The sequence below is a fragment of the Saccharopolyspora sp. NPDC002578 genome (assembly GCF_053592695.1).
In genome coordinates, this window is record NZ_JBSFWJ010000069.1 from 1 (window position 1) to 22,572 (window position 22,572).

Here is a 22,572-nt window from a genome sequence, read left to right on the forward strand (position 1 = left end):
GCGGGTTCTCAGCGGTTTCCTCGCGAGGACGGCTTTTTCCCTCGTGGCGGAGCCACTCGGGAAAAAGATCCCGCAGCGAGGAAGCCGCTGAGGTTCCGCCGCCCGCCCCCTACGCAGGTCGCTCGGAGAGGCCCCCTCAGGACCCGACGCGATCGTCGAACCGGGGCGTGATCGACGACGGCGGTACGAGGCTCCACCGCTCCAATTCCTTGCGAACCTGCTCGGCGGCGTCGATGTTGAGCGGCCCGGAGGTCCACAGCGCGTAGGGCAGGTTGACGAACCGCTGCTCGGTGATCGCGCGCAGGCGGTTGATGCCCGGACGCGCCTGCAGCATCGCCACCTTCTCCTGGAAGCTCTGCGGCGGGTAGTCCACGAACACGAACGCGTCGGGATCCGCCGCCGCGACGCGTTCCCAGGAGACCTTCGTCCAGGTGTCCCGGACGTCGTCCAGCGCGTTGCGCCCGCCCGCGGCGTCGACGATCGCCTGCGGCCCGCCGAGGTTGCCGCTGGAGAACACGGTGTCGCTGGCGCTGTCGAAGACGAAGATCGTCGGCGGTTCCGGCGCCTGCGGGGCGGCCCGCAGCGCGTCGAGCCGGCTCCGCAGGTCGGCGGTGACCTGCTCGGCCTGGGCCGTGTGCCCGGTGATGGTGCCGAGGTTGGTCAGGTCCTCGTGCAGCGCCCGCCACGGCTCGACGATGCCGCGCGCGGAGCCGCCGCCCGGTTGCCGGCAGCTCTCGGTGAGCACGTACGGCGCGATGCCCAGCTTGCGCAGGCCGTCGGGGGTGAGCTGGTTCGCTTCGCTGTAGCCGTAGTTCCAGCCCGCCACCACGACGTCGGGGCGGTGGGCGAGGACCGTCTCGCGCGTGGGCTTCTCGGGTGCGCCGATCCGCAACGAGTCCACCACGGGGCCGTAGTGGCGGCGCAGCACGTCGACGTCCTGCTGCATGCTCGACACGGCCGCGATCCGCTGCTCGGCGCCCAGCGCGAGCGCCATCGAGATCATGTTGCCGTCGTTGATGAACAGGCGTTGCGCCGGGGCGGGGAACTCCGCGGGCGAGCCGCAGTTGGTGACGGTGACCGAAGCCGTGCCCTGCGGCGTTCCCGGCGCGTGCGCGCCGCAGGAAGCCAGCAGGGTGACCGCGGTGACCGAGATCAGCGCCTGGATGCGTCGTCGCATGAATCGTCCTCGATATCGCCGATGAGCAGGTGGGGCTTGCCGGTGCGCGGGTGCGTCACGGGGGTCGCCTCGACGCCGAACACGGCGCGCACGACCTCGGGGGTCAACGCCTCGTCCGGCGCGGTGGCGGGCCCGGCGGTTCCCCCGTGCAGCACCAGGATCCGGTCGCAGGTGGCCGCGGCGAGGCTCAGGTCGTGCAGGCTCAACACGCAGGTCCGGCCCGAGCCGCGGACCAAGCGCAGCAGCTGCAGGCGGTGGTGCACGTCGAGGTGGTTGGTCGGTTCGTCGAGCAGCAGCAGCGGGGTGCGCTGGGCGAACCCGCGGGCCAGCAGCACCCGGCGGCGTTCCCCGCCGGAGAGCCGATCCACCGGCCGGTCCTCGAAGCCGGCCAGGTCCACCGAGCGCAGCGCGGCGGCCACGGCCGCGCGTTCCGCGTCGCCGCCACCGGACCAGGGCGCGCGGTAGGGCGTGGTGCCGAGCGCGACGAACTCGCCGACCAGGAAATCGGCGGGCAGGTCCTCCTCCTGCGGAACGAGGGCCACCCGCTGAGCGCGCTGCCGCGCCGTGAGCCGGTCCAGCCGCACGCCGTCCACCAGCACTTCTCCCCCGGCTGGCCGCAGGATTCCGGCGAGCGCTCGCAGCAGGGTCGATTTGCCCGAGCCGTTCGGGCCGACGACGCCGATGGTCTCTCCGGGCTCCGCGGTCAGGGACACGTCGGTGAGCACGGTGCGGCGGCCCAGCGAGCACCGCAGCCCGTCCGCCCGCAGCGGCGCGCTCACGACGCTCCGCCGTAGGAGTAGCGGCGCCGCCCCAGCAGGATCAGGAACACCGGGGCGCCGATCAGGCCGGAGACCACGCTGAGCGGAATCTCGGTGGGGCGCACCAGAACCCGGGTCGCGACGTCCACCCACAGCAGGAACACGGCCCCGGCCAACGCCGCCACCGGCAGCAGCGCGCGGTGGCGCGCGCCGACGATCAGCCGCGCCACGTGCGGCACCACGAGGCCGACGAATCCGATGCCGCCGGAGACCGCGACCAGCACGCCGACCAGGACGGTGAGCGTGGCGAACAGGGCGATCCGCAGGCCCCGGACCGGAACTCCCAACGCCGCCGCGGTGTCCGGCCCGGTGGCGAGGGCGTCGAGCCAGCCGCTCCCGGCCAGCAGCGCGATCCCGGCCGCCAGCACCACGCCCGCCGGGAGGGCCAGCTGCGCCCACTCCGCCCCGGCGAGGCTTCCCAGCAGCCAGAACAGCACGGACTGCGCCGCCGCCGGGTCGGCGCTGCGGAACACCAGGAAGCTCGCGATGGACGAGAACGCCGACCCGAGCACCGTGCCGATCAGCACCAGCCGCAGCGGGGTCAGCCCGCCTTGCGCGAGTGCGATGGCGAACACCAGCAGCGACGAGCACAACGCACCGGTCAGCGCGCCCGCCGACAACGCCCACGTCCCTGCCCCGGCGAACAGCCCGGTCGTGATCACGGCGGTGGCCCCCACGCCCGCGCCGGACGACACGCCCAGCAGGTAGGGGTCGGCCAGCGGGTTGCGCACCAGCGTCTGCATCGCCGCACCGGCCAGCGCCAGTCCCGCGCCGACGACGACGGCGAGCAGCGCGCGCGGCAGCCGCAGGTTCCAGACGATGGTGTCGTAGACCAGATCGGGCGGCGCGGTGCCGGTGAGCCTGCTGAGCAGCACTTCGGCCACCTGCACCGGCGGGAGCGATTCGGCGCCGAACGCCGCCGAAAGCCCGATGCTCACCGGCAGCAGCGCCACCAGCAGCAACGTGATCAGGGGTGTGCGCAGGCGGCGAGGCGCGGGCGCCGCGGCCTTCCCCTGCGCGCTCTCCCGCCGGACGGGAACGAGACGTGGCGGCACTGCGACGACCCTCCTCGGACTGGCGCGGTCCGGGTAGCGGCTGGTGCGACGGGGAGGGGGCTGGCTGCCGGAGATCCGTTCAGGTCTCCGGTCACAGTGGCGCGACCGCTCCGAATTCTCATCGGATTCCCTCGTCCGTCACGTGTTCCGGATGATCCTAGACGGGGATTTCGCCGCTCGGGAAAGAGATCGCTGTCGATCGGGTCACAAGGCCTTCGCCTTCTCCTGGGAGTGCTCGTGCGAGCGCGCGGAGTCACCGCGCGCCCTTTTCACGCAGCCCCGCGAGAAGTCGCCGAGGCCGATCCCGAACGCGATCAGTCCATTCGGAACAGTCGTTTCACCGACAGCGCGAAGGACGGAGACGAGCGAGGGCGCTCGATTCGCACGCGAAGTTCGGCGGCGATCCCGATTCCGCTTCACAGAAGGAATGCGCCGCCGTCAAGGAGGTCTCGCCGCTCGTACTGATCTTTCACCTACCCGGTGGGTCGTGCGGGTGAATCGATCACCGCTCTCGACAGCCGGGGCCGCTCGCGGTCGAGGTAGTGGGGAGACGTCCCCGACCTAGGAGAACCACGTGCGAAGTGCCGCCGCCCCGGCCTGCGCCGACCGCGCCGACCGCCGGGACATCCCCGTCGCGATCATCGGGGCCGGCCCCAGCGGGCTGGCCGTCGCCGCCGAACTCGGCCGCCGCGGCGTGGCCGCGACCGTCTTCGAGAGCTCCGGGCACGTAGCGGCGAGCTGGCGCGGGCACTACGACCACCTGCGGCTGCACACCGTGCGAGGTCTCTCTGCGCTGCCCGGCATGCGGATCCCGCGCGGCTTCGGCCGGTGGGTCGCCCGCGATGACATGGTGCGCTACCTGGAGGACTACGCGCGCCACCACGACCTCGACGTCCGCCTGAGCACTCCGGTCGACCGGATCCGCCCCGTCGAGCGGGACGGGGTCGTGGACGCGTGGCGGCTGTGCACCGGCAGCACCACCGCGACGGCGGGCACCGTGGTGGTGGCGACCGGGCTCAACCGCACCCCGCACCTGCCGACGTGGCCGGGCCAGGACACGTTCGCCGGGTCGGTGATCCACTCGGCCGACTACCGCGCTCCCGAACCCTACGAAGGCCGGTCGGTGCTCGTCGTCGGAGCAGGCAACAGCGGAGCGGAGATCGCGGTCGCGTTGACCCGCCGCGGAGCCGCCCGCGTCTGGTGGGCGGTGCGCACGCCGCCGAACATCGTGCCCGCCTCCTCGGATCGCCTGCAGCGGCTGGGGATCGCGGTCGGCGCACTGCCCACTTCGGTCGCCGACCTGCTGACGACGGCGTTCGAGCGGAGCTTCCTGCCGAACCTGACCGCGCACGGGCTGCCGCGCGCCCGCGAGGGCCTCTACACCCGCGCCCGGCGCGACGAGGTCAGCCCGGTGCACGATCGCGGTGTCGTCGCCGCGGTCCGGCGGGAGCGGGTGCGACCGGTCGCGGCCGTGGCCGAGTTCGATCAGGGCCAGGTAGTGCTGGCCGACGGGACCCGAATCCGTCCCGACGACGTCGTGGCCGCCACCGGGTACCGCTGCGGCCTGGAACGGCTGGTGGGGCCCGACGTGCTGACCTCGCGCGGAGCGCCCCTCGCGCGCGGGGCGCGCACCGCGCCGGGGACGCCGAACCTGCACTTCGTCGGGTTCACCAACCATCCGAGCGGACACCTGCGCTTCGCCGGGCTGGAGGCGCGGGCCACGGCGAAGGCCATCAGCCGACGGCTCCGCCGCTGCGGAGACCGCCCGGTGGAGCACGCACCGGACTGCGCGTGCGCTCCCGAAAGGGTCTCCGAGGAGGTCGCGTGACCGGGTTCCGCGCAGCAGCGGCACGTCACCTGCGCTCCCCGGCGGCGAACCGGAACCGCGCCAGCGTCCCCGGCCCCCACAACACCACGACGGGCACCGCGAACAGCACCACCACCGGCGCGTTCGCGGAGGTCGGGATGCTCGGCACGTAGGAGCTGCACATGTTCGTCACGGCGTGCACGACGATGATCGCGCACACGCTGCCGCCGGTGTTGGCGAACAGCCACGTCCACAGCACCCGCATCCCGACGGTGCCGAAGAACCCGAGCACGAACAGCACCGGCCCCTGCCCGCTCTGCAGGATCGACGGGATGTGGAAGGCCCACCAGACGACGCCGAGCACGAGGCCGCCACCCAGCGCGCCCCACCGCCGCCGCAGGGGTTCGAGCGCGTACCCCGACCACCCGAGCTCCTCACCGGCAGCGGCGGCGAGGAACACCGCCGCGAACAGGAGCGCCGTGCTGAGCGCCAGTTCCGGCTGCGGCTGGAAATCCAGTCCTATTAGGACGGTCGGGGCCCAGGTCAGTATCAGGCACACCACCGGCAGCAGCAGCACCGGCAGGTACCAGGCCTTGCCGGTGATCCGGCGGTGGTCGACGACGCGCCGCAGCAGGGCCCGCGCCCCGGCCGCGCCCTCGGCCCGGTAGGTGAGGATCAGCGCCGCCACCGCCGGGACGAACGCCGCGACGAAGTCCGTCACCGGGGCGTTCTTCGGCAGTCCGGGCACGTGCACGAAGTGCGCCAGCACCGGGAAGGGCAGGAACAGCGCGGCGGCCAGCGCGAAGAACACCACCGGCGATCGTGTCTCCTGCGGGGTGCGGGTCCGCTCCGTGGTCATGCGCGGGAACCTACTGAGCCGGGCCCGCCCCGGCTTGAACGAACGGGACACCGGCGGCCGCGGACGTGAAGCCGCGCAGTTGGGAGGGAGTCCACCGGGTCAGCGCGCGGACCTCGCGGCTGAGGTGGGCCTGGTCGGCGTACCCGGCGTCGGCCGCCACCTGGGCCAAGCCGCGGGAATCCTGCGCGAGCAGTCGCGCGGCGCGCTCGAAGCGCAGGACTCGGGCGGCGGCCTTGGGCGTGATGCCGAGCTGGTGGTGGAACCGCCGGACCAGGTGCCGCCTGCTCCAGCCGAGCCGCGCGGCCAGCGCCGCGACGCGCACGTCGCCCGCTCCCGCGCGCAACCGCCGCCACGCCCACACCACCTGGGGGTCCGCGCGCGGTCCCCTGGCCAGCAGAGCGGCGACGGTGTCGTCGAGGACGGCGAACCGCGCGTTCCAGTCCGGCGCGTCGGCGAGCCGGTCACCGAGCCGGGCCGCCTCTGCGCCGAGGACCGCCTCCAAGCAGGGCGCGGCACCGTCGAGCAGGCGCAGCGGCACGCCGAGCACCGCGTGGCCCAGCACGGGATCGCAGCGCAGCACCAGCCCGCGCTGCCTGCCGCCGAGGGTGAGCTCGTCGGCTCCGTCCCGGAGCCCCAGCACCATCGAGCGGTATCCGGCCACCGCCCCACCGCTGGTCAGCGTGATCGGGTCGCCGAAGCCGAGCGCGAGCGTGACGCGGCTGGACGGGAGGACGCGCAGCGGCACCGGCGCGGGCAGCCGCTCCTCGTAGCCCGCGCAGTCCCAGCCCCGCCTCGCCGCCCGGCCAGGCCGGTGGCAGGCGGACTCCCCGCCACCCGGAACGCGCCCGGCGACGGGCAGGGCGTTGACGAAGTTCACCCCGGCAGTGTGCGCCCGGCGGCGCTGCTCAGGCGTCGGCGGGAACGAGGCCTTCGGCGACGAGACCCGCGTGCACGGCTTCGCCGAGCGTCGTGACGGCGCTCAACGGACGGACCATGACGGTGAACTCCGAGATGAGGCCGTCCTCGTCGAGCTGGATCAGGTCGATGCCGTGGATCTGCCTGCCGCCGACGGTGGCCCGGAAGATCAGCACGTGCGAGTCGGCGTGCTCGTCGGCGTCGGTCTCCGCTTCGCCGCTGAGGGTGCCGACGTACCGGAAGTCCTCGAACACGCGGCGCAGCAGGACGCCGAACACGCCGCGCACCAGCTCGCGGCCTTCGAAGGGCCGGAACTTGACGGGGCTGAAGAACCGCGGTGCGGCGGCGAACAGCGGCTCCAGTGCGTCGGCGTCGCGGTGCTCCACTGCGGCGCGGAAGCGCTCGATGGTGTCCACTCGAACTCCTTGGTCAACGATGTGATTAGTCAGAAAGTTGACTATAGTGTCGAGCGGGCGCGTTCGACCAGGGAGGAGTGCGGATGGCTCTGCGACATGCGGTGCTCGCGGCGTTGCTGGACGGCGAGCGCAGCGGCTACCAGCTGGCCAAGGCGTTCGACGTCGGCATGGCCAACTTCTGGCACGCACTGCCCCAGCAGCTCTACGCCGAGCTCGCGAAGCTGGAGCGGGAAGGGCTGGTCGCGGGCCGCGAGGTCGTCCAGGAGGCCCGGCCGAACAAGCGGCTGTTCACCGTCACCGAGGCGGGTTCGGCGGAGCTGGAGCGGTTCGCCGCCACCCCGTCGAAGCCCTCGTTCATCCGCGACGACCTCCTGGTCAAGGTCGCCGCCGCCGACTCGGTCGACCCGGCCGAGCTGATCAGCAGGCTCGACGAACGCGCGGAGGCCTCGCGCGCCAAACTCGACCTGTTCGACGGACTCCTGGCCACGATGCGCGGCGACCTCGACGAGGACGAATTCCTCGCTCGCGGCACCGGAATCGGCCCGTACCTGACGTGCCTGCGGGGCCGGGTGTTCGAGTCCGAGAACCGCGACTGGTGCGCGCGCACCGCCGACGTCCTGCGCAACAGGGCACGGCTGCGATCGGAATGATCCGCTCGCGCGCGGCTAGGACGTCGTGGTCGCGTAGAAGCGGATCGGCGAGTTCGCCGCGAAGCCGATGCGCGGGTACACGGGCGCGCCCGCGGCGGTGGCGTGCAGCGTCGCGCGGGTGAGCCCGGTGGCGAGCGCCCCCTCGTGGAGCGCCTTGCGCGTCACGGCCTCGCCGAAGCCCTGCCGCTCCCATTCGGGTGCGGTCGCCACGAGCACGACGAACAACCGCCCGTCGCATTCCAGCGCGGCCGCCGCGGTCACCGGGACCCCGTGCCGGAGACCGAGGTAGGCGTGGATCCCGGTGCGCCAGAGCTCCGACCCCACCAGCCCGTCGCGCCCGTCCTCGATCGCGAAGCCGTAGGCGCGCGAGTTCAGGTCGGCGTAGGCCGCCACGTGCTCCTCGGTGCGGACCCGCACGAAGGTCAACTCCGGGTGCCGCGGTTCGGGCAGGGGCAGGATGTCGCCCGCCATGCCCGTACCGGAGAACGCGAGTTCCAGGCCAGCGCGTGCGGCCGCGCCGGGCAGGGCCTCGCGCGCGGGCGGAGCCAGCAGGTCTTCGAACACCCACAGGAATCCGGGCCGCGACTTCTCCCGCATGATCGCGGCGGCCGAGTCGAGGCGATCGGCGAGCAGGTCCGGCTCGATGCCGATCTCGGTCAGCGTCAGGCAGTTCCAGAACACGAACCGGGATTCCGCCCAGCGCACCGACACGCCCGGCAGGTCGCGCACGTCGGCCCGCGGATCCGCGTCGAGGACCAGAGTTCGCCAGCCGGTGCGGAGCTGGTGCATCGATTCCACCGCGTCCGCATCGATCGTCGTCACTGCTGTCGACCTCCTGGATGAGCGGCACGTGGTGGGTTCGGCGATCGGCGGCCCGGTTCCTGCGGTGGTTCGCCGCGGCCGGGCCGACTTCCCGCACCGGCGACGAGAGTATCGGGCGCGGTTCCCGCTCCGGTGCGGCTCACGACGTCTGTTCCGGTGAAACCGATCAGGAAGGGGGCCGGACGAACGGACCGTTTCAGGGAGTGGCGGAACGGGAAAGCCGAGCCCAGCAGGACGGTCCGGTCCGGCGCGGGCGTCGTGCGCGACTCGCCGGACGCGGGGCGAACAGCGACGCGGGAACGCCGACGGGAGCGCCATGGCACATCCGGGTTTCGTGATCATCGGTGCCGGGCTCGCCGGCGCCAAGGCCGCCGAAGCACTCCGCCACGAGGGCTTCGACCGCGGGATCACGCTCATCGGCGACGAACCCGACCGCCCTTACGAACGCCCGCCGCTGTCCAAGGAATACCTGCAGGGCAAGGCGGATCGAGAAACGATCTTCGTGCACCGCCCGGAGTGGTACGCCGAGCACGGCGTGGACCTGCGTTCGAACCTCGCTGCCACGGGCATCGACCGGGAACGCCGCGAAGTCGTGCTCGGCAGCGGTGAGCGCGTCGGCTACGAGAAGCTGCTGCTGGCCACCGGCTCCGCGCCGCGCCGGCTGCCGGTGCCCGGCGCGGACGCCGCCAACGTGCTGCGCCTGCGAAGCGTGCACGACAGCGACCGCATCCGGGACGCCCTCCGATCCGGCGCGCGGGTGGTCGTCATCGGCGCGGGCTGGATCGGCCTGGAAGTGGCCGCCGCGGCCCGCGCCGCCGACACGGCCGTGACCGTGGTGGAGACCACCGAGCTGCCGCTGCTGCGTGTGCTCGGCACCCGGATCGCGCCGGTGTTCGCCGAGCTGCACCGCGAGCACGAGGTCGACCTGCGCCTGGGCACCGGCGTCGAACGGATCGTCCAGCAGGACGGGCGGGCCACCGAGGTGCACCTGACCGACGGTGCGCGCATCGGGTGCGACGCGGTGATCGTGGGCATCGGCGCGGCGCCGCGCACCGAACTCGCCACCGCCGCGGGATTGGAGGTGTCCGACGGCGTCGTCGTCGACTCCGCGCTGCGCACCTCCGACCCCGACGTGCACGCCGCCGGAGACGTGGCCCGCGCCTTCCACCCGCTGCTGGGCGCCCACATCCGGGTCGAGCACTGGGCCAACGCGCTCGACCAGCCCGCCACCGCAGCCCGCGGCATGCTCGGTGATCCGCTCGCCTCCTACGACCGGGTGCCCTACTTCTTCACCGACCAGTACGACCTGGGCATGGAGTACGCGGGCCACATCGAGCCCGACGGCTACGACGAGGTCGTCGTCCGCGGCGATCTCGGCACCCGCGAGTTCATCGCGTTCTGGCTGTCGCAGGGCCGCGTCCTGGCCGGGATGAACGTCAACGTCTGGGACGTCAACGAGGCCGTCCAGCAGCTGGTCCGGTCCGGCGACCAGGTCGATCCGGCGGCGCTGGCCGACCCTGCGGTGCCGCTCACCGGCCTCGTCGGCACGCCGTGACCGACCCACCCTGAGAGGAGCCACCATGGCGAACAAGGACGTCAGAGTGCGCCGCGTCTACGACGAACCGGGCGAGCAGGACGGCGAGCGGGTGCTCGTCGACCGCGTGTGGCCGCGCGGGGTGAGCAAGGACGAGGCCCGGCTCAGCGAGTGGTGCAAGGACGTCTCGCCCTCGTCGGAGCTGCGCAAGTGGTTCGGCCACGACCCGGACAAGTTCGACGAGTTCAGCCGCCGCTACCGCGCGGAACTCGACGAACCGGAACGGGCCGAAGCGCTCGAGCACCTGCGCGCGCTCGCCGCGAAACGGCGCGTCACCCTGCTGACCGGGACCAAGCACCCGGACATCAGCCAGGCCGCCGTGCTCGTCGACGTGCTCGGCGGCTGACCGCGCGAATCCGCCCGATCGCCGACGGGAAACGCCTCCGACGAGCCCCGCCGCACGGCCTCGACGACGTACCATCACGCCCGGTAGCGGCGGCGTTCCCGGTGCGGGCCGACGCCGCCGAGCGGAACCTCCGGATCACCGACGCCGCAAGGGAGCCCTGATCACCATGGGAGCCGCGCAGTCCTCGACCGACGAGTTCGTCCGCGAACCGCTCGGCGTGCAGGAACGGATCACCGCCGACGGGTCCTCGCCGTGGCCCGTCGAACCGCACCGGTACCGCCTCATCGCCGCGCGGGCGTGCCCGTGGGCGAACCGGGTCGTCATCGTCCGCCGCCTGCTCGGCCTGGAACCGGTGCTGTCGCTGGGGATCGCGGGGCCGCTGCACGACGAGCGCAGCTGGCGCTTCCACAACGACCCCGGCGGCGTCGACCCGGTGCTGGGCATCGAATGGCTGCGCGAGGCCTACGAGAACGCGATCCCCGGCTACGACAAGGGCGTGACGGTGCCCGCGGTCGTCGAGATCTCCAGCGGCAAGGTCGTCACCAACTCCTACCAGGACCTCGAATTCGACTTCGCCACGCAGTGGACGGCCCACCACCGCCCCGGCGCCCCGGACCTGTTCCCCGCCGGTCGCCGCGACGAGATCGCCGCGATCTCCGACCAGGTGTTCCACGACGTCAACAACGGCGTCTACAAGTGCGGGTTCGCGAAGGCGCAGTACGCCTACGACAAGGCCTACGACGCCCTGTTCGCGCGCCTCGACGCGCTGTCCGAGCGGCTCTCCGGGCAGCGGTACCTGGTCGGCGACACGATCACCGAGGCCGACGTCCGGCTGTGGGTCACCCTCGCCCGCTTCGACGCGGCCTACCACGGGCACTTCAAGTGCAACCGGTCCACGCTCGCCGCGATGCCCGTGCTCTGGGCCTACGCCCGGGATCTGTTCCAGACGCCCGGTTTCGGCGACACCATCGACTTCGAGCAGATCAAGCAGCACTACTACGGCGTGCACGCGGAGGTGAACCCGACAGGGATCGTCCCGAAGGGCCCGGACCCCTCCGGCTGGCTCACCCCGCACGGCCGCGAACAGCTCGGCGGACGTCCCTTCGGCGACGGCACCCCGCCGGGACCGCCGCCGGAGCCCGAACGGGTGCCATCGCTGCCGGAACCCGCGCATTCGGGCTGAATTCGCCCGCGATGTCGGTGGTGCGTGCTTCGATCGTGCTCGCCCGACGGACAGAGGACGATCTAGCGACGGGCACCTGAGCGCGCGCGGACGGCGCGCGGACCCGCCGCCGCACGACGAAGGGATCTCGATGAGCACGACCAGCGACCGGTCCCCCGCCACCGACTCCGACCGGTTGATCCAGCGGCCGCTACCACCGGAACTGCTGATGCGCGGCGACGACCCCTTCTCCCCGCCACCAGGACTGGACCGCCTGCACGAGCGGGCGGCGGTCTCCCCGGTGGAACTGCTCAACGGGGCGCGCATCTGGATGGTCACCGGCTTCGCCGAATCCCGCGCCGTGCTCACCGACGAGCGCTTCAGCACGGACACCCACCGGCACCCCAACGCGATGCAGCTGACGCCGAACCAGGTGGTCGAGCAGCGGGCCGCCGCGGCGGCGGGCCGCGGCGGGTGCCCCGCGACCGAGCAGCAGCGCACCGACGGCCTGTTCATCTTCATGGACCCGCCGGAGCAGACGCGGTTGCGCCGCTTGCTGGTCGGGCAGTTCACGGTGCGGCGGATGCGCGGCCTGGAGGCCAGGGTCCGGGAGATCACCGTCGAGCACATCGAGGCGATGCGGGCCGCCGGGCCGAGGGCCGACCTGGTGTCCGCGTTCGCGTTGCCGTTGCCGTCGCTGGTGATCTGCGAACTGCTCGGCGTCGCCTACGAGGACCGGGCCGAGTTCCAGGAACGCTCCGCGGTCGCGGTGAACCTCGACGCGAGCGACGAGGAACGGCTGCACGCGCAGGCCGGGCTCTACGAGTTCATGCGCGGGCTGGTCGCCGACAAGCGCGCCCACCCCGCCGACGACCTGATCTCCGGGCTGGTGCACGGCGACGCCGACCCGGCGCTGACCGACGAGGAGCTCGTCGACCTCTCCACGATGCTGCTCGGCGCCGGGCACGAGACCACCGCGAACATGCTCGCCCTCGGCACCTACGCGCTGCTCGAACACCCGGAGCAGCTCGCCGCGCTGCGCGCGGATCCCGGCCTGATCGACACCGCGGTGGAGGAGCTGCTTCGCTACCTGTCGGTCATCCACACCGGCCCGGTGCGGGTCGCCGTCGAGGACCTCGTGCTCGGCGACGTCACCATCCCGGCCGGGGACACCGTCATGATCTCGCTGCCCGAAGCCAACCGGGACACCGGCCAGTGGCCCGACCCGGCCGAGCTCGACCTGACCCGGGCGCGCAACCACCACCTGGCCTTCGGCCACGGCGTCCACCAGTGCCTCGGACAGCAGCTCGCCCGCGTCGAACTGCGCATCGGCCTGGCCGAACTGCTCGCACGCCTGCCCGGCCTACGACTGGACGCGTCCCCGGCCGACATCGGCCTGCGCACCGGAATGATCATCTACGGCGTGCACTCACTCCCGGTGACCTGGGACTAAGGGATCTTCAGAATGCTGTTCTGATCGTTGTCCTGTCAGTGGCGGAGCCGTTGACCGCCTGTCTTTGATCTTGTCTGCCCAGGTGAGCGACGTCGTTGGTCGTTGTCTTGTCAGCGAGGAAGCCGCTGAGGTTCCGCTACCCGGACACCTACGCAGATCAAGATCAAAGACGGGCGGCGAGCACTCCACCTGTTGCGCCGCGAGGCTGCGGCGGTTGCGCCGGTCTCCCCGAGCGGACCGGCGAGTTCTCGCCAACCGCGCACCTCCGGGTCCGCGCGCCGACACGATGTCGATCTTGCCGTGCGCACCGGGCGCACCGGCCCGACACCGAGGTGCCACCGTGCGGAGAAGAACCTTCCTGGCCACGACGCTCACGTCCGCGATCGTCGTTCCGGCCTGGGCCGGAGCCGCGACGAGTTCCGCCGCCCCCGCGCCGAGGCTCGACGCGCCACCGGAGACCTGGAAGGAGCACTGGTTCGAGCACGCCGAGGACCTGCGGCTGGCCGGGCACAACGACACCGTCGCGCTCTACTTCGACCAGGACGTCGACCCGGCCGCGAGCGAATGGCTGCTGCCGTTCATGACCTCGATGTGGCAGTACGCGCAGCGGACCTACGGCAACGACGGCAACAAGATGACCGCCGACCGCCTCTACTCGATCCACCACGAGGGCAAGCACAGCGGCGGTCACCCCTCCACCGTCTACGACGAGTCGCACGACTTCCGCAACGTCAGCGACGTCGGCGGCAGCGACTGGACCACTCCGCAGTACGAGATCGTCACGCACGAGACCGGCCACGTCGTCGAGCTCATCGCGTCCGGCAAGCACGGCTCCCCCGCGTTCTCCCTCTGGGGCGACAGCAAGTGGATGGAGTTCTACATCTACGACGTCTACAAAGGACTCGGGATGGAGGCCGAGGCCGCGGACTTCCACGACCGGATGATGGCCGACGACCACACCGACGATTTCCCCCGCAAGCAGACCCACTGGTACCGCGACTGGTTCCACCCGCTGTGGCGCGACCACGGCGGCGCGCAGGTCATGGTGCGCTACTTCGACCTGCTCGGCCGGCACTTCCCCGCCTCCGGCGACGACTTCGAGCGCGACCTGAACTGGGGCGAGTTCGTGCACTTCATGAGCGGCGCCGCCGGCAAGGACCTCAAGGAGCTCGCCGCCGGCGCGTTCGGCTGGCCCACCGAGTGGGACGAGCAGTTCGCCACCGCCCGGAGCGACTTCCCCGACATCACCTACTGAGCACGGCGCCCCGGCGGTCACCCGCGTCCCGTCCCTGATGCGGGTGACCGCCGATCGGCCGGGCCGGTTCCGCCGAACGACCACGCGCCCGCCCGCGATTCCGCTACCGCACCGCCCGAAAGGGCAGAGTGCAGTGCAGTCCTGCGGGATTGATCACTGTCCGTGTCGTGCTCCACCTACCATCGATCGCACACGGTGGTTGTCCTCACTGACGTCAAGGGGCACGCATAGTGCGGTACAGCGTTGGCATCGATCTCGGAACCTCCTTCACCTCGGCCGCCATCAGCGGCCCGAACGGCACCCGCATGGTGCAGATGTCGCCCTCGATAACCGTCCCGTCGGTCGCCTACCCCGCCCCGGGCGGCAGCCTGCTGACCGGGGAGAAGGCGCTGCACGCCGTGTCCGACCCGAAGCTGGTCGCGCGCAACTTCAAACGCCGCCTCGGCGATCCGACCTCGCTGGTGCTCGGCGGGTCCGGCTACTCCCCCGCCGCGCTGATGGCCGCGCAGCTGCGCGACGTGCTCGCCACTGTGAGCACCCTCGTCGGCGGCCGTCCCGACTCGGTCGTGCTGACCCACCCGGCGATCTGGGGGCCGTACCGGCGCGAGCACTTCACCGAAGTTCCCCGGCTGGCGGTCGTGGACGATTTCCGCCTGCTCACCGAGCCGGAGGCCGCGGCCACGCACTACTCCAGCGAGCGCAGGCTCGGCGACGGCGAGGTGGTGGCCGTCTACGACCTCGGCGGCGGCACCTTCGACACCACGATCCTGCGGATGCGCGGCGGCCGGATGGAGATCCTCGGCACGCCCGAAGGCATCGAGCACTTGGGCGGCATCGACTTCGACGAGGTGCTCACGGCTTACATCGACGAGCGGCTCGACGGCGCCGTCAGCGAATTGGACGCGGCCGATCCGCAGGCGGCGGTCGCGCTTGCGGCGATCCAGGCGATGTGCGTGCGCGCCAAGGAGGACCTCTCCACCGAGCCGGACGTGCAGTTGTCGGTCCCGCTGCCCTCCGGGCCGCGCGAGGTCACCATCACGCGCCTGGAGTTCAACGAGATGATCAAGCCCTCGGTCCGGTTGACCATCGAGGCGATGCACCGCACCACCGCCTCCGCCGGGCTGCGCGTCGAGGACCTCTCCGCGGTGCTGCTGGCCGGGGGCTCGTCCCGCGTCCCGCTGGTCGCACAAACGGTGGCCGCGGAGTTCAACAAGCCCGTGCGGGCGACGCTGCACCCCAAGTTCACCGTCGCGCTCGGCGCCGCCCTCGTCTCCGCGCGCCCCCGGCCCGCGGCGCCACCGCCACCACCGGCCCCGGCGGAACCGGCACCAGCTTCGGCGTCGGCGTCGGCGTCGGCCGAACCCACGGTCGTCATCAAGACCCCCGCACAACCGCAGCGCCGGAAGTGGCTCGTACCGGCCATCTCCGCAGCGGCCGTGCTCGTCGTCGGAGCCGCCGTGGCGCTGTTCGCCACCGCGGGCTCCGGCGCGCCGAGCGAGCCGCTCCCCCTCTACGACGGCGCCCCCGTCGCACCGTTCACCGGATACGTCGGCTCCGACTCGGACGGCTGGAACGGCACCGCCGTCGAACCGGGCGGCACCGAACAACCACCGCACATCACCGCCGAGCCGGACGCCGACGGCCTGCGCGTGACCTGGACCGATGAGGATCCGGCGCAGTTCTACCTGCAGACAGCCAACCCCGAGAGCGCGGTCGACCTCTCCGCGTACGCGGAGCACGGAGGCGCCGTGGTCTTCGACGTCGTGCCGCACGCGGCACCGACCGACGGCTACACGAAGATCGCGATGCACTGCCACCACCCGTGCGGCGCCGAACTCCCCGCCACCGACCTGTTCGGCGACCTGCCGGTGGCTCAGCCGACCACGATGAAGATCCCGCTGTCCTGCTTCACCTCCGCAGGCCTCGACCCGAAGCAGGTCAACACGCCGTTCCTGGTCTACTCCCAGCGGCGCATGGACATCACGTTCTCCGACGTCCGGGTCGAGCCCGGTGCAGCGGATGCGCCCGACGCCACCCCCTGCACCGAGCTGCGCTGACCTCGTCAGGCAGGCCCGAAGTTCCAGATGGCGCTGTTGCCCCGCGAGGTGCTGAGCCGACCGTCCGCGTTGAGGTCGACTTCCGCCATGTCCGGCAGAGCCGGGTCGGTGAGGACCTCCACGACGTAGGGCTCGCCCCCGTCGACCACCCGAACCGCCTCGGCCAGCGCCCGCTCCAGGTCGTCCGCGGAGTCGACCAAGCACCCGCCGACGCCGAATCCCGCCGCCAGGTCCACGAACGACAGCTGCGGATTCCCGTCGAGCTCCAGGTACTCGGCCGCACCGCTGGGATCCCAGTCGTAGGACTTCCGCATCACGTCCAGGCCGACCCGCAGCGTCTTGTACTGCTTGTTGTTCGTGATCAGGTACAGCACCGGGAGCCGGCGCTTGACCGCGGTCCACCACGTGTTCAGGTAGAACAGGGCCGACCCGTCCCCCACCGCATTGACCACGAGGGGCCGCTTGCCCTCCGCCGCCGCACCGGGCCGCAGCACCGCGTCAGCGACACCGAGGCTGGCGGGCATCGAGTACCCCAGCGAGCCGCCTTCCGAGGACATGTAGCTGCTCGGGGTGTCGAAGGCCAGTCCCTGCTGGAAATCAGCGGTGTCCGAGCAGGCTTCGTTGATCAGCCGGACCGAGTGCTCGCGCAGCGCCGCGTTCAGCGCGTCCACCAGCATCGCGGGAGCGATCCCCTGGTCCGGGACCTCCTGCGCGCGCTCCCGGAACTCTTCCGCGAGCGCCCGATCCTCCTGCGCCAGCTCCGCGTTCAGGCCGTCCACGTGCGCCTCGTCGTAGGCGGGATGGGTCTTGACGGCAGCGGTGATCTTCGGCAAGGCGTCCTTGATGTCGCCCAAGGCCGCCGCCGCGCCGTAGTGGTTCTTGCCGATCTGCCACGGATCGTTGTGCAGGTAGACCTGGGTCAGGTGCGCCGGGATCAACGGGCCGTCGTCCCAGTTGTAGATCACCAGCTGCGCCTGCGCGTTGAACCCGCACAGGAACGCGGTGTCCCGCACCGTGTCCGAGTCCTTGCTCCCCAGCACCTGCCTGACCTGCTGCTGCGCGCTCGGCAGCTCGCCACGGGCATGAGCGAGGTGGTGGGGGTAGTTGAGGTAGCTGCTGAGCTGCTCGTTGTACACCGGCGCCCCGATGGCCGTCGCCAGGTCCTGCAGCTCGCGCCACGCCCCCGCTTCGCCCACGCCGTCCCCGGCGACGATGACCGGGTGCCGAGACCGGGCCAGCAGATCGGCGGCCTTGTCCAGCTCGGAGGGCTGCGCGTGGAACTCCCCCGCGATCCGGGTGAACCGGCCCCGCTGCGGATCGGCGCCCTGCTCCAGCAGGAACTGCCACGGAATGGACAGGAAGACCGGCCCCATCGGCGGTGCCAGCGCCGTCTTCAGCGCGCGCTGCACGGCCATCCCGATCTCGTGGGGCCCGCGGATCTCGTAAGCCCACTTGGTGTACTGCCGGGCCACCTGGACCAGGTCCGAGCCCAACAGCGGTTCCTGGATGAGCAGGTTGCTGTGCTGCTGCCCGCACAGCACCAGCAGCGGCACGTTCGACCGGAACGCGTTGAACAGGTTCCCGAGCGCGTGCCCGACCCCCGGCGTGACGTGCAACCCGACCACACCGGGCACCACCTCACCTGCCTCGGTCCGCCGGTGCCGCGCGTACCCCATCGCCGCGCCGAGCGCGATGTTCTCGTGCAGGCAGGGCACGTACTCGACGCGGTTCTCCGGAACGTCGGTCCCGTCGATGAGCGGAATCTCGTTGGTCCCCGGCACCCCGTAGAGCCGGTCGACACCCGCGGTCTTGAGATAGTCGAAGATGATGTCCCGGCCCAGCCGGGTGTTGTTCTCCTGGTCGATCGGGAGCCACTGAGCGGACTGGCCGTGATCGATTTCGGTCACCTTGTTCTCCTCCTCGGTCATCGAGTCGTGAGCCCCGGTGGTGCAGCGAGGCGCAGGGGCGACAGGTGCGATTTCCGTTGCGGCACCGAAGCAATCCGGTGCTGCCTGGCGCTCCCGTCCGGCGAATGGGCTCAAATGCGGCCGAAAGTCGGAACCTGGTCGAGCCGAGCGCTCATCGGCGCACTTCGTTCCCCGTCGATGAGCGCCCGTCGCATCGGCCTCGACCCGCGCCGATGATCCACCTGCCAGCGAGATCCGAAGGTAACAGGACGTCCCGAACGCGTTGGCCGAATCGCGAGAACGAGCGCCGGAATGCCCGATCGGGCATTCCCGGTTTCCGCTGAGGACCACCCGATCGTCCGATCCACGGCGATCAGTTGCACCCGACCGAGTGACCTGCCACGAATCGAACCTTGAGCCGATCTCCGGTGACTACCTTGACCGAGTGCGATTCGGAATCAGCATGGGTCCGCGCGTCTTCCGCATCCGGGCGAGCACCCGAGGGGCTGGAAGCGGCAGCGGCATCGGACCGTTCCCGATCCACGCGAATTCCGGCTACGGGCGGCACACGGAGATCGGCGGCGCCGCGAAACACCCGCAGACGGCGCCGGTCAGCCCTCCCTGCCCGGTGACAGCACGACCACCGACCTGACCGGTGCCAGCGCCTGGCAACTCACCCCGACCGGATCGGACGAGCTAGCGGCCCAGCTCAACCGCGCTCAACACCGGATCACCGGGTGGGGCGGGGCTGCCGCCACCGGGGACGAGGCGGCCTGCGCCGGCCTTCCGACGCAGGCCGACCGCTCACGCCTCCCGCAAGAACCGGTCCAGGACGCGCGTGCCGAACCGCAGCGCATCCACGGGGACGCGCTCATCCACCCCGTGGAACAGCGCGCTGAAGTCGAGCTCCGCGGGCAACCGCAGCGGCGCGAACCCGTAGCAGTTCATCCCGAGCCTGCTGAACGACTTCGCATCGGTGCCGCCGGACATCATGTACGGCAAGGTCTTCGCCGCAGGGTCCTCCGCGATCAGCGAAGTGCTCATCATGTCCACCAGGCGGCCCTCGAACTTCGTCTCCACCGGCGGCAAGCCGACCCATTCCCGTTCGACATCCGGCCCCAGCAGCTCCGCGAGTTCCCGGTCGAACGCCTCCTCGCGCCCCGGCAGAATCCGGCAGTCCACCGCGGCCTCCGCCACCGAGGGGATCACGTTGTGCTTGTAGCCGGCGGTGAGCATCGTCGGATTCGCCGTGTCCCGCAGCGTCGCCCCCACGATCCGCGACAGGTTCCCCAACTTCGCCACGGACCCGTCGAGGTCGTCCGCCGGGAAGTCCCACCCGGTCAGCTCCGTGACCCCGTCGAGGAACTCCCGCACCGACTCGTTGAGCACCAGCGGGAACCGGTGCCGCCCCAGCTTCGCGACCGCCTCCGCGAGCTGCGTCACCGCGTTGTCGTCGTGCACCATCGACCCGTGCCCCGCCCGCGCCCGCGTGCGCAGCTTCAACCAGCGGATGCCCTTCTCCGCCGTCTGCACCAGGTAGGCCCGCACCCCGTCCTGGAACGTCACCGAATAGCCGCCGACCTCGCTGATCGCCTCGGTGCAGCCCTCGAACAGCTCCGGCCGGTGATCCGCCAGCCACTGAGCGCCCTGCAGCCCCCCGGCCTCCTCGTCGGCGAGGAACGCGAACACGATGTCCCGCTTCGGCGTGATCCCGTCCCGCTTGAACCGCCGCGCCACCGCCAGGCTCATCGCCAACATGTCCTTCATGTCGACAGCGCCACGCCCCCACACGTAGCCGTCCTGCACCGCACCGGAGAACGGGTGAACCGACCACTCCGAGGCGTCCGCCGGCACCACGTCCAGATGCCCGTGCACCAGCAGCCCACCCCGATCCGACCCCGACCCGGGCAACCGCGCGATCACGTTCCCGCGCCCCGGGTGGTCACCGGACTCGACGTAGGTCGTCTCGTACCCGACCTCCGCCAACTTGTCCGCCACGTACTCGGCGGCCACCCGCTCACCCGCGAGCGTCGCCGGATCACCCGTGTTCGTCGTATCGATCCGAATCAGGTCACTGGCCAGCCCGACGACCTCGTCCTCGGCCACCCGCAGCCCAGCCCCAAGATCACCCGCAGCGCTCTCCTTGTGCTCACTCACCAGGCCTTTCTATCACTCCAGCCCCGTAGTGGGGGGTGGGTCTCAGGCCTCGAAATGGATCAGCTAATCTATGAACACAACACAGCAGAGGCCGCCGGGCAAGACAGGCGGCGCTGAGGCGTCCGAGTGGCGGAATGGCAGACGCGCTAGCTTGAGGTGCTAGTGCCCTACTAATGGGCGTGGGGGTTCAAGTCCCCCCTCGGACACCAGTGGGTGGGATCCCTCCCACACATTGCGAAGCAGTTCAGCAGTCGACATGGCGGTGTGGCGCAGTGCGCCCACCGCCTTGTTGCGTTCGGTCGTCAGTCCCGTGTCGGCGGGGGTGGTGACTGTGGCTGAGGAGAGTGTGCCCGCTGTCGTGCCGCGACGGTGGGCTGGTAGCGATCACGCCGGGCGGGTGTCAGCCCAGGTTCTGCCCGTTCCTGATCTGGCTGCGGTGCGCAGCGGGTCGCCCACGGTGTATCGGATCGCCGCGGTCGATGAGCGAGGGCGCATCGCCGAGCGTGCAGTGATCCAGGCGTTGGGGTGGAGCCCTGGCCAGCGGGTGCGGTTCGATCTGCTCTCGGCTACGGCGCTGGTGGTCCGGCCGGAAGCGGCCGGGTTGTTCGGCCTCACCCGGCGAGGTCACATTCCACTGCCTGTCCCGGTGCGGCGGTGGTGCGGCGTGCAGGCAGGCGATCGGGTGCTGCTGGCCGCCAGTGTGCAACGCGGCCTGCTGGCCATATACACCATGTCCGCTCTGGAATCCATGATCAACGAGTTCCCCCTCCCGCCTGACGGGGGTGAGCGGTCGTGAGTAGCAGTTCGGAGAAGCCCGCCGGCGCCGCGGAGTTGGAAGCGGCACGGGTCGTGCTGGAGCGGATGGGAGTCTCGCCGGAGGACCTGCTCGGCCCCTCCACGCATCGTGCTCCGCTGCCGACGTTCGCCGACTACATCCCGAAGGTCTCGGCCGCGGTCTCCCAGGGCACGCGCCGGGTGTATGCCTCGTACTGGAAGCGGATCGAGCAGCAATGGGGTGATCGGCACCTGGACGAGCCCACACCGCTGGAGATCAAACAGCTGGCCGAGCACGTCCGGGAGCACGTGGTGTCGCGGCGCAACGCCCGCGGTGGGCGCAGCGCCGCCGAGCACCTCATCGCGGCGCTGCGGTGCCTGTACCGGCACGCGGTCGCTGACGAGCTGATCGGCGAGTCCGAGAACCCGGCGAAGCGGGTGCCGAAGCCCCGTCGTCTGCCCAGCACCCGCCGCGGACTACCGGCGACCGGACTCGAAGAGGTCCAGCGGGTTGCGGCCACGACAGGCAACGACCCGGCGTTGGACACGCTCCTGCTGCGGCTGCACACCGAGACGGCCTGCCGGCGGGGCGGCGCGCTCGCGCTGCGCCCGCACGATCTCGATGCGGACCAGTGCTTGATCTTGTTGCACGAGAAGGGAGGCACAGTCCGCTGGCAACCGGTCTCGCCGACCCTGATGCGCCATCTGCTGGCCCACGCCGAAGAACGTGGCGCGTCCGTCGACGGTGGACAGTTGCTGCGATACCGCTCGCAGGCGCCGATCACCTCTCGCCGTTACGACCATTTGTGGAAGCGGATCGGCTCCCACCTGCCGTGGGTGGCCACCCAGCAGATCAGCACCCACTGGCTCCGCCACACCACCCTCACCTGGGTCGAACGCCACTTCGGCTACGCCGTCGCCAGAGCATTCGCCGGACACACCAGCACCAGCGGAGACACCAGCACCACCACAACCTACGTCCGCGCCAACCTCGACGAAGTCGCCACCGCCCTCGCAACACTCACCGACGAAACCCACCCACTCGCCCCCGCCACACCACGACAGAAACAGCAGTACGACTGAACCCCACCCACACACCCGCCTACGCCTTGGCCCAGGACCAAGGCGTAGGCGGATGCCTTCCTGCTCACCGATAAGGGAACCAACCACCAAACAAGGAGCACTCGGTTCGAACCACACACTCGTCACGCTCACGACCGAGAAACACATTCCCCGCCCGAGCTGTGCCAATCGACCTCATACCGGCCTGGATCAGTCATACGAGTTCGCAACGTCCGAAGCCATCAACAAGCGACCACCATCCCGCTCACCCATGTCGCCTGTGCAC

The 22,572-nt window shown here is 71.1% G+C and carries 19 protein-coding genes, 1 tRNA gene and 1 riboswitch; of the genes, 11 read left to right on the forward strand and 9 right to left on the reverse strand.

Annotated features, from left to right (window positions below):
- Nucleotides 1–136: 136 nt before the first annotated feature.
- The 3 genes from ACWD38_RS24800 to ACWD38_RS24810 are packed head-to-tail and all read right to left on the reverse strand — an operon-like array spanning nt 137 to nt 3,050.
- Nucleotides 137–1,177, reverse strand: a complete 1,041-nt coding sequence (locus tag ACWD38_RS24800) for an ABC transporter substrate-binding protein (protein ID WP_184479560.1) — start codon at nt 1,175–1,177, stop codon at nt 137–139.
- The gene (locus tag ACWD38_RS24805; protein WP_184479561.1) at nt 1,153–1,956 is read right to left on the reverse strand and encodes an ATP-binding cassette domain-containing protein; all 804 of its coding nucleotides are present in this window, start codon (nt 1,954–1,956) and stop codon (nt 1,153–1,155) included. The genes ACWD38_RS24800 and ACWD38_RS24805 overlap by 25 nt, the downstream gene beginning before the upstream one ends.
- Nucleotides 1,953–3,050: an iron chelate uptake ABC transporter family permease subunit gene (locus ACWD38_RS24810; RefSeq protein WP_184479562.1), complete on the reverse strand. Its 1,098-nt coding sequence runs from the start codon at nt 3,048–3,050 to the stop codon at nt 1,953–1,955. Before ACWD38_RS24810 ends, ACWD38_RS24805 begins: the two co-directional genes overlap by 4 nt.
- Before the next feature lie 60 nt (nt 3,051–3,110).
- A riboswitch (cobalamin riboswitch) is annotated at nt 3,111–3,220 on the reverse strand.
- Between the two features lie 404 nt (nt 3,221–3,624).
- Here ACWD38_RS24810 and ACWD38_RS24815 point away from each other — a divergent pair.
- Entirely contained in the window at nt 3,625–4,878 is a 1,254-nt protein-coding gene (locus tag ACWD38_RS24815) for an NAD(P)-binding domain-containing protein (RefSeq protein WP_184479563.1), read from the forward strand.
- Between the two features lie 25 nt (nt 4,879–4,903).
- Here the strand turns inward: ACWD38_RS24815 and ACWD38_RS24820 are convergent, their stop codons facing one another.
- The 3 genes from ACWD38_RS24820 to ACWD38_RS24830 are packed head-to-tail and all read right to left on the reverse strand — an operon-like array spanning nt 4,904 to nt 7,047.
- Entirely contained in the window at nt 4,904–5,716 is an 813-nt protein-coding gene (locus tag ACWD38_RS24820; protein WP_450125005.1) for a CPBP family glutamic-type intramembrane protease, read from the reverse strand.
- 10 nt (nt 5,717–5,726) lie between these two features.
- A complete protein-coding gene (locus ACWD38_RS24825) occupies nt 5,727–6,593 on the reverse strand; it encodes a helix-turn-helix domain-containing protein (RefSeq protein WP_184479565.1) in 867 nt (288 codons plus the stop codon).
- A 28-nt stretch (nt 6,594–6,621) separates the two neighbouring features.
- Nucleotides 6,622–7,047 carry a nuclear transport factor 2 family protein gene (locus ACWD38_RS24830; RefSeq protein ID WP_450125006.1) on the reverse strand — a complete coding sequence of 142 codons (426 nt, stop codon included), beginning with the start codon at nt 7,045–7,047 and terminating at the stop codon, nt 6,622–6,624.
- A gap of 83 nt (nt 7,048–7,130) precedes the next feature.
- Here ACWD38_RS24830 and ACWD38_RS24835 point away from each other — a divergent pair, with 83 nt between their 5' ends.
- The gene (locus ACWD38_RS24835; protein WP_184479567.1) at nt 7,131–7,697 is read left to right on the forward strand and encodes a PadR family transcriptional regulator; all 567 of its coding nucleotides are present in this window, start codon (nt 7,131–7,133) and stop codon (nt 7,695–7,697) included.
- 15 nt (nt 7,698–7,712) lie between these two features.
- Here ACWD38_RS24835 and ACWD38_RS24840 read toward each other — a convergent pair whose 3' ends face one another.
- On the reverse strand, nt 7,713–8,519 hold the full coding sequence (locus tag ACWD38_RS24840) for a GNAT family N-acetyltransferase (protein ID WP_221315828.1): 807 nt from the start codon (nt 8,517–8,519) through the stop codon (nt 7,713–7,715).
- 316 nt (nt 8,520–8,835) lie between these two features.
- On the opposite strand from ACWD38_RS24840, the gene ACWD38_RS24845 reads away from it, so the two are divergent.
- The 6 genes from ACWD38_RS24845 (at nt 8,836) to ACWD38_RS24870 (ending at nt 16,386) form a co-directional block, all read left to right on the forward strand.
- Nucleotides 8,836–10,074, forward strand: a complete 1,239-nt coding sequence (locus ACWD38_RS24845) for an NAD(P)/FAD-dependent oxidoreductase (RefSeq protein ID WP_450125007.1) — start codon at nt 8,836–8,838, stop codon at nt 10,072–10,074.
- 25 nt (nt 10,075–10,099) lie between these two features.
- Nucleotides 10,100–10,459, forward strand: a complete 360-nt coding sequence (locus tag ACWD38_RS24850) for a DUF488 domain-containing protein (protein WP_184479569.1) — start codon at nt 10,100–10,102, stop codon at nt 10,457–10,459.
- Nucleotides 10,460–10,625: 166 nt separating this feature from the next.
- Nucleotides 10,626–11,642: a glutathione S-transferase family protein gene (locus ACWD38_RS24855; RefSeq protein ID WP_184479570.1), complete on the forward strand. Its 1,017-nt coding sequence runs from the start codon at nt 10,626–10,628 to the stop codon at nt 11,640–11,642.
- A gap of 130 nt (nt 11,643–11,772) precedes the next feature.
- Nucleotides 11,773–13,074, forward strand: a complete 1,302-nt coding sequence (locus ACWD38_RS24860; protein WP_450125008.1) for a cytochrome P450 — start codon at nt 11,773–11,775, stop codon at nt 13,072–13,074.
- 340 nt (nt 13,075–13,414) lie between these two features.
- Complete coding sequence (locus ACWD38_RS24865; RefSeq protein ID WP_450125009.1) at nt 13,415–14,329, forward strand: hypothetical protein; 915 nt, start codon at nt 13,415–13,417, stop codon at nt 14,327–14,329.
- A 230-nt stretch (nt 14,330–14,559) separates the two neighbouring features.
- Nucleotides 14,560–16,386 carry an Hsp70 family protein gene (locus ACWD38_RS24870; RefSeq protein ID WP_450125010.1) on the forward strand — a complete coding sequence of 609 codons (1,827 nt, stop codon included), beginning with the start codon at nt 14,560–14,562 and terminating at the stop codon, nt 16,384–16,386.
- A gap of 5 nt (nt 16,387–16,391) precedes the next feature.
- Here the strand turns inward: ACWD38_RS24870 and ACWD38_RS24875 are convergent, their stop codons facing one another.
- Nucleotides 16,392–18,293, reverse strand: coding sequence for a thiamine pyrophosphate-binding protein (locus ACWD38_RS24875; RefSeq protein WP_450125011.1), 1,902 nt, complete (start codon nt 18,291–18,293; stop codon nt 16,392–16,394).
- Between the two features lie 804 nt (nt 18,294–19,097).
- The gene (locus ACWD38_RS24880; protein ID WP_184479573.1) at nt 19,098–20,450 is read right to left on the reverse strand and encodes a M20/M25/M40 family metallo-hydrolase; all 1,353 of its coding nucleotides are present in this window, start codon (nt 20,448–20,450) and stop codon (nt 19,098–19,100) included.
- 120 nt (nt 20,451–20,570) lie between these two features.
- Between ACWD38_RS24880 and ACWD38_RS24885 the strand changes: the two genes are divergently transcribed.
- From ACWD38_RS24885 to ACWD38_RS24895, 3 genes are all read left to right on the forward strand, one after another.
- A tRNA-Leu gene (locus ACWD38_RS24885) sits at nt 20,571–20,659 on the forward strand.
- Between the two features lie 47 nt (nt 20,660–20,706).
- A complete protein-coding gene (locus ACWD38_RS24890) occupies nt 20,707–21,246 on the forward strand; it encodes a hypothetical protein (RefSeq protein WP_450125012.1) in 540 nt (179 codons plus the stop codon).
- A 65-nt stretch (nt 21,247–21,311) separates the two neighbouring features.
- Nucleotides 21,312–22,307: a tyrosine-type recombinase/integrase gene (locus tag ACWD38_RS24895; RefSeq protein WP_450125021.1), complete on the forward strand. Its 996-nt coding sequence runs from the start codon at nt 21,312–21,314 to the stop codon at nt 22,305–22,307.
- Nucleotides 22,308–22,572 lie beyond the last annotated feature (265 nt).

Bases quoted from the DNA above. Each gene is read 5' to 3' on its own strand.
- ACWD38_RS24855 (WP_184479570.1), top strand. From the start codon at position 10,626: ATGGGAGCCGCGCAGTCCTCGACCGACGAGTTCGTCCGCGAACCGCTC.
- ACWD38_RS24820 (WP_450125005.1), bottom strand. From the start codon at position 5,716: ATGACCACGGAGCGGACCCGCACCCCGCAGGAGACACGATCGCCGGTG.
- ACWD38_RS24845 (WP_450125007.1), top strand. From the start codon at position 8,836: ATGGCACATCCGGGTTTCGTGATCATCGGTGCCGGGCTCGCCGGCGCC.
- ACWD38_RS24800 (WP_184479560.1), bottom strand. From the start codon at position 1,177: ATGCGACGACGCATCCAGGCGCTGATCTCGGTCACCGCGGTCACCCTG.
- ACWD38_RS24850 (WP_184479569.1), top strand. From the start codon at position 10,100: ATGGCGAACAAGGACGTCAGAGTGCGCCGCGTCTACGACGAACCGGGC.
- ACWD38_RS24835 (WP_184479567.1), top strand. From the start codon at position 7,131: ATGGCTCTGCGACATGCGGTGCTCGCGGCGTTGCTGGACGGCGAGCGC.
- ACWD38_RS24890 (WP_450125012.1), top strand. From the start codon at position 20,707: ATGGCGGTGTGGCGCAGTGCGCCCACCGCCTTGTTGCGTTCGGTCGTC.
- ACWD38_RS24860 (WP_450125008.1), top strand. From the start codon at position 11,773: ATGAGCACGACCAGCGACCGGTCCCCCGCCACCGACTCCGACCGGTTG.
- ACWD38_RS24895 (WP_450125021.1), top strand. From the start codon at position 21,312: ATGGGAGTCTCGCCGGAGGACCTGCTCGGCCCCTCCACGCATCGTGCT.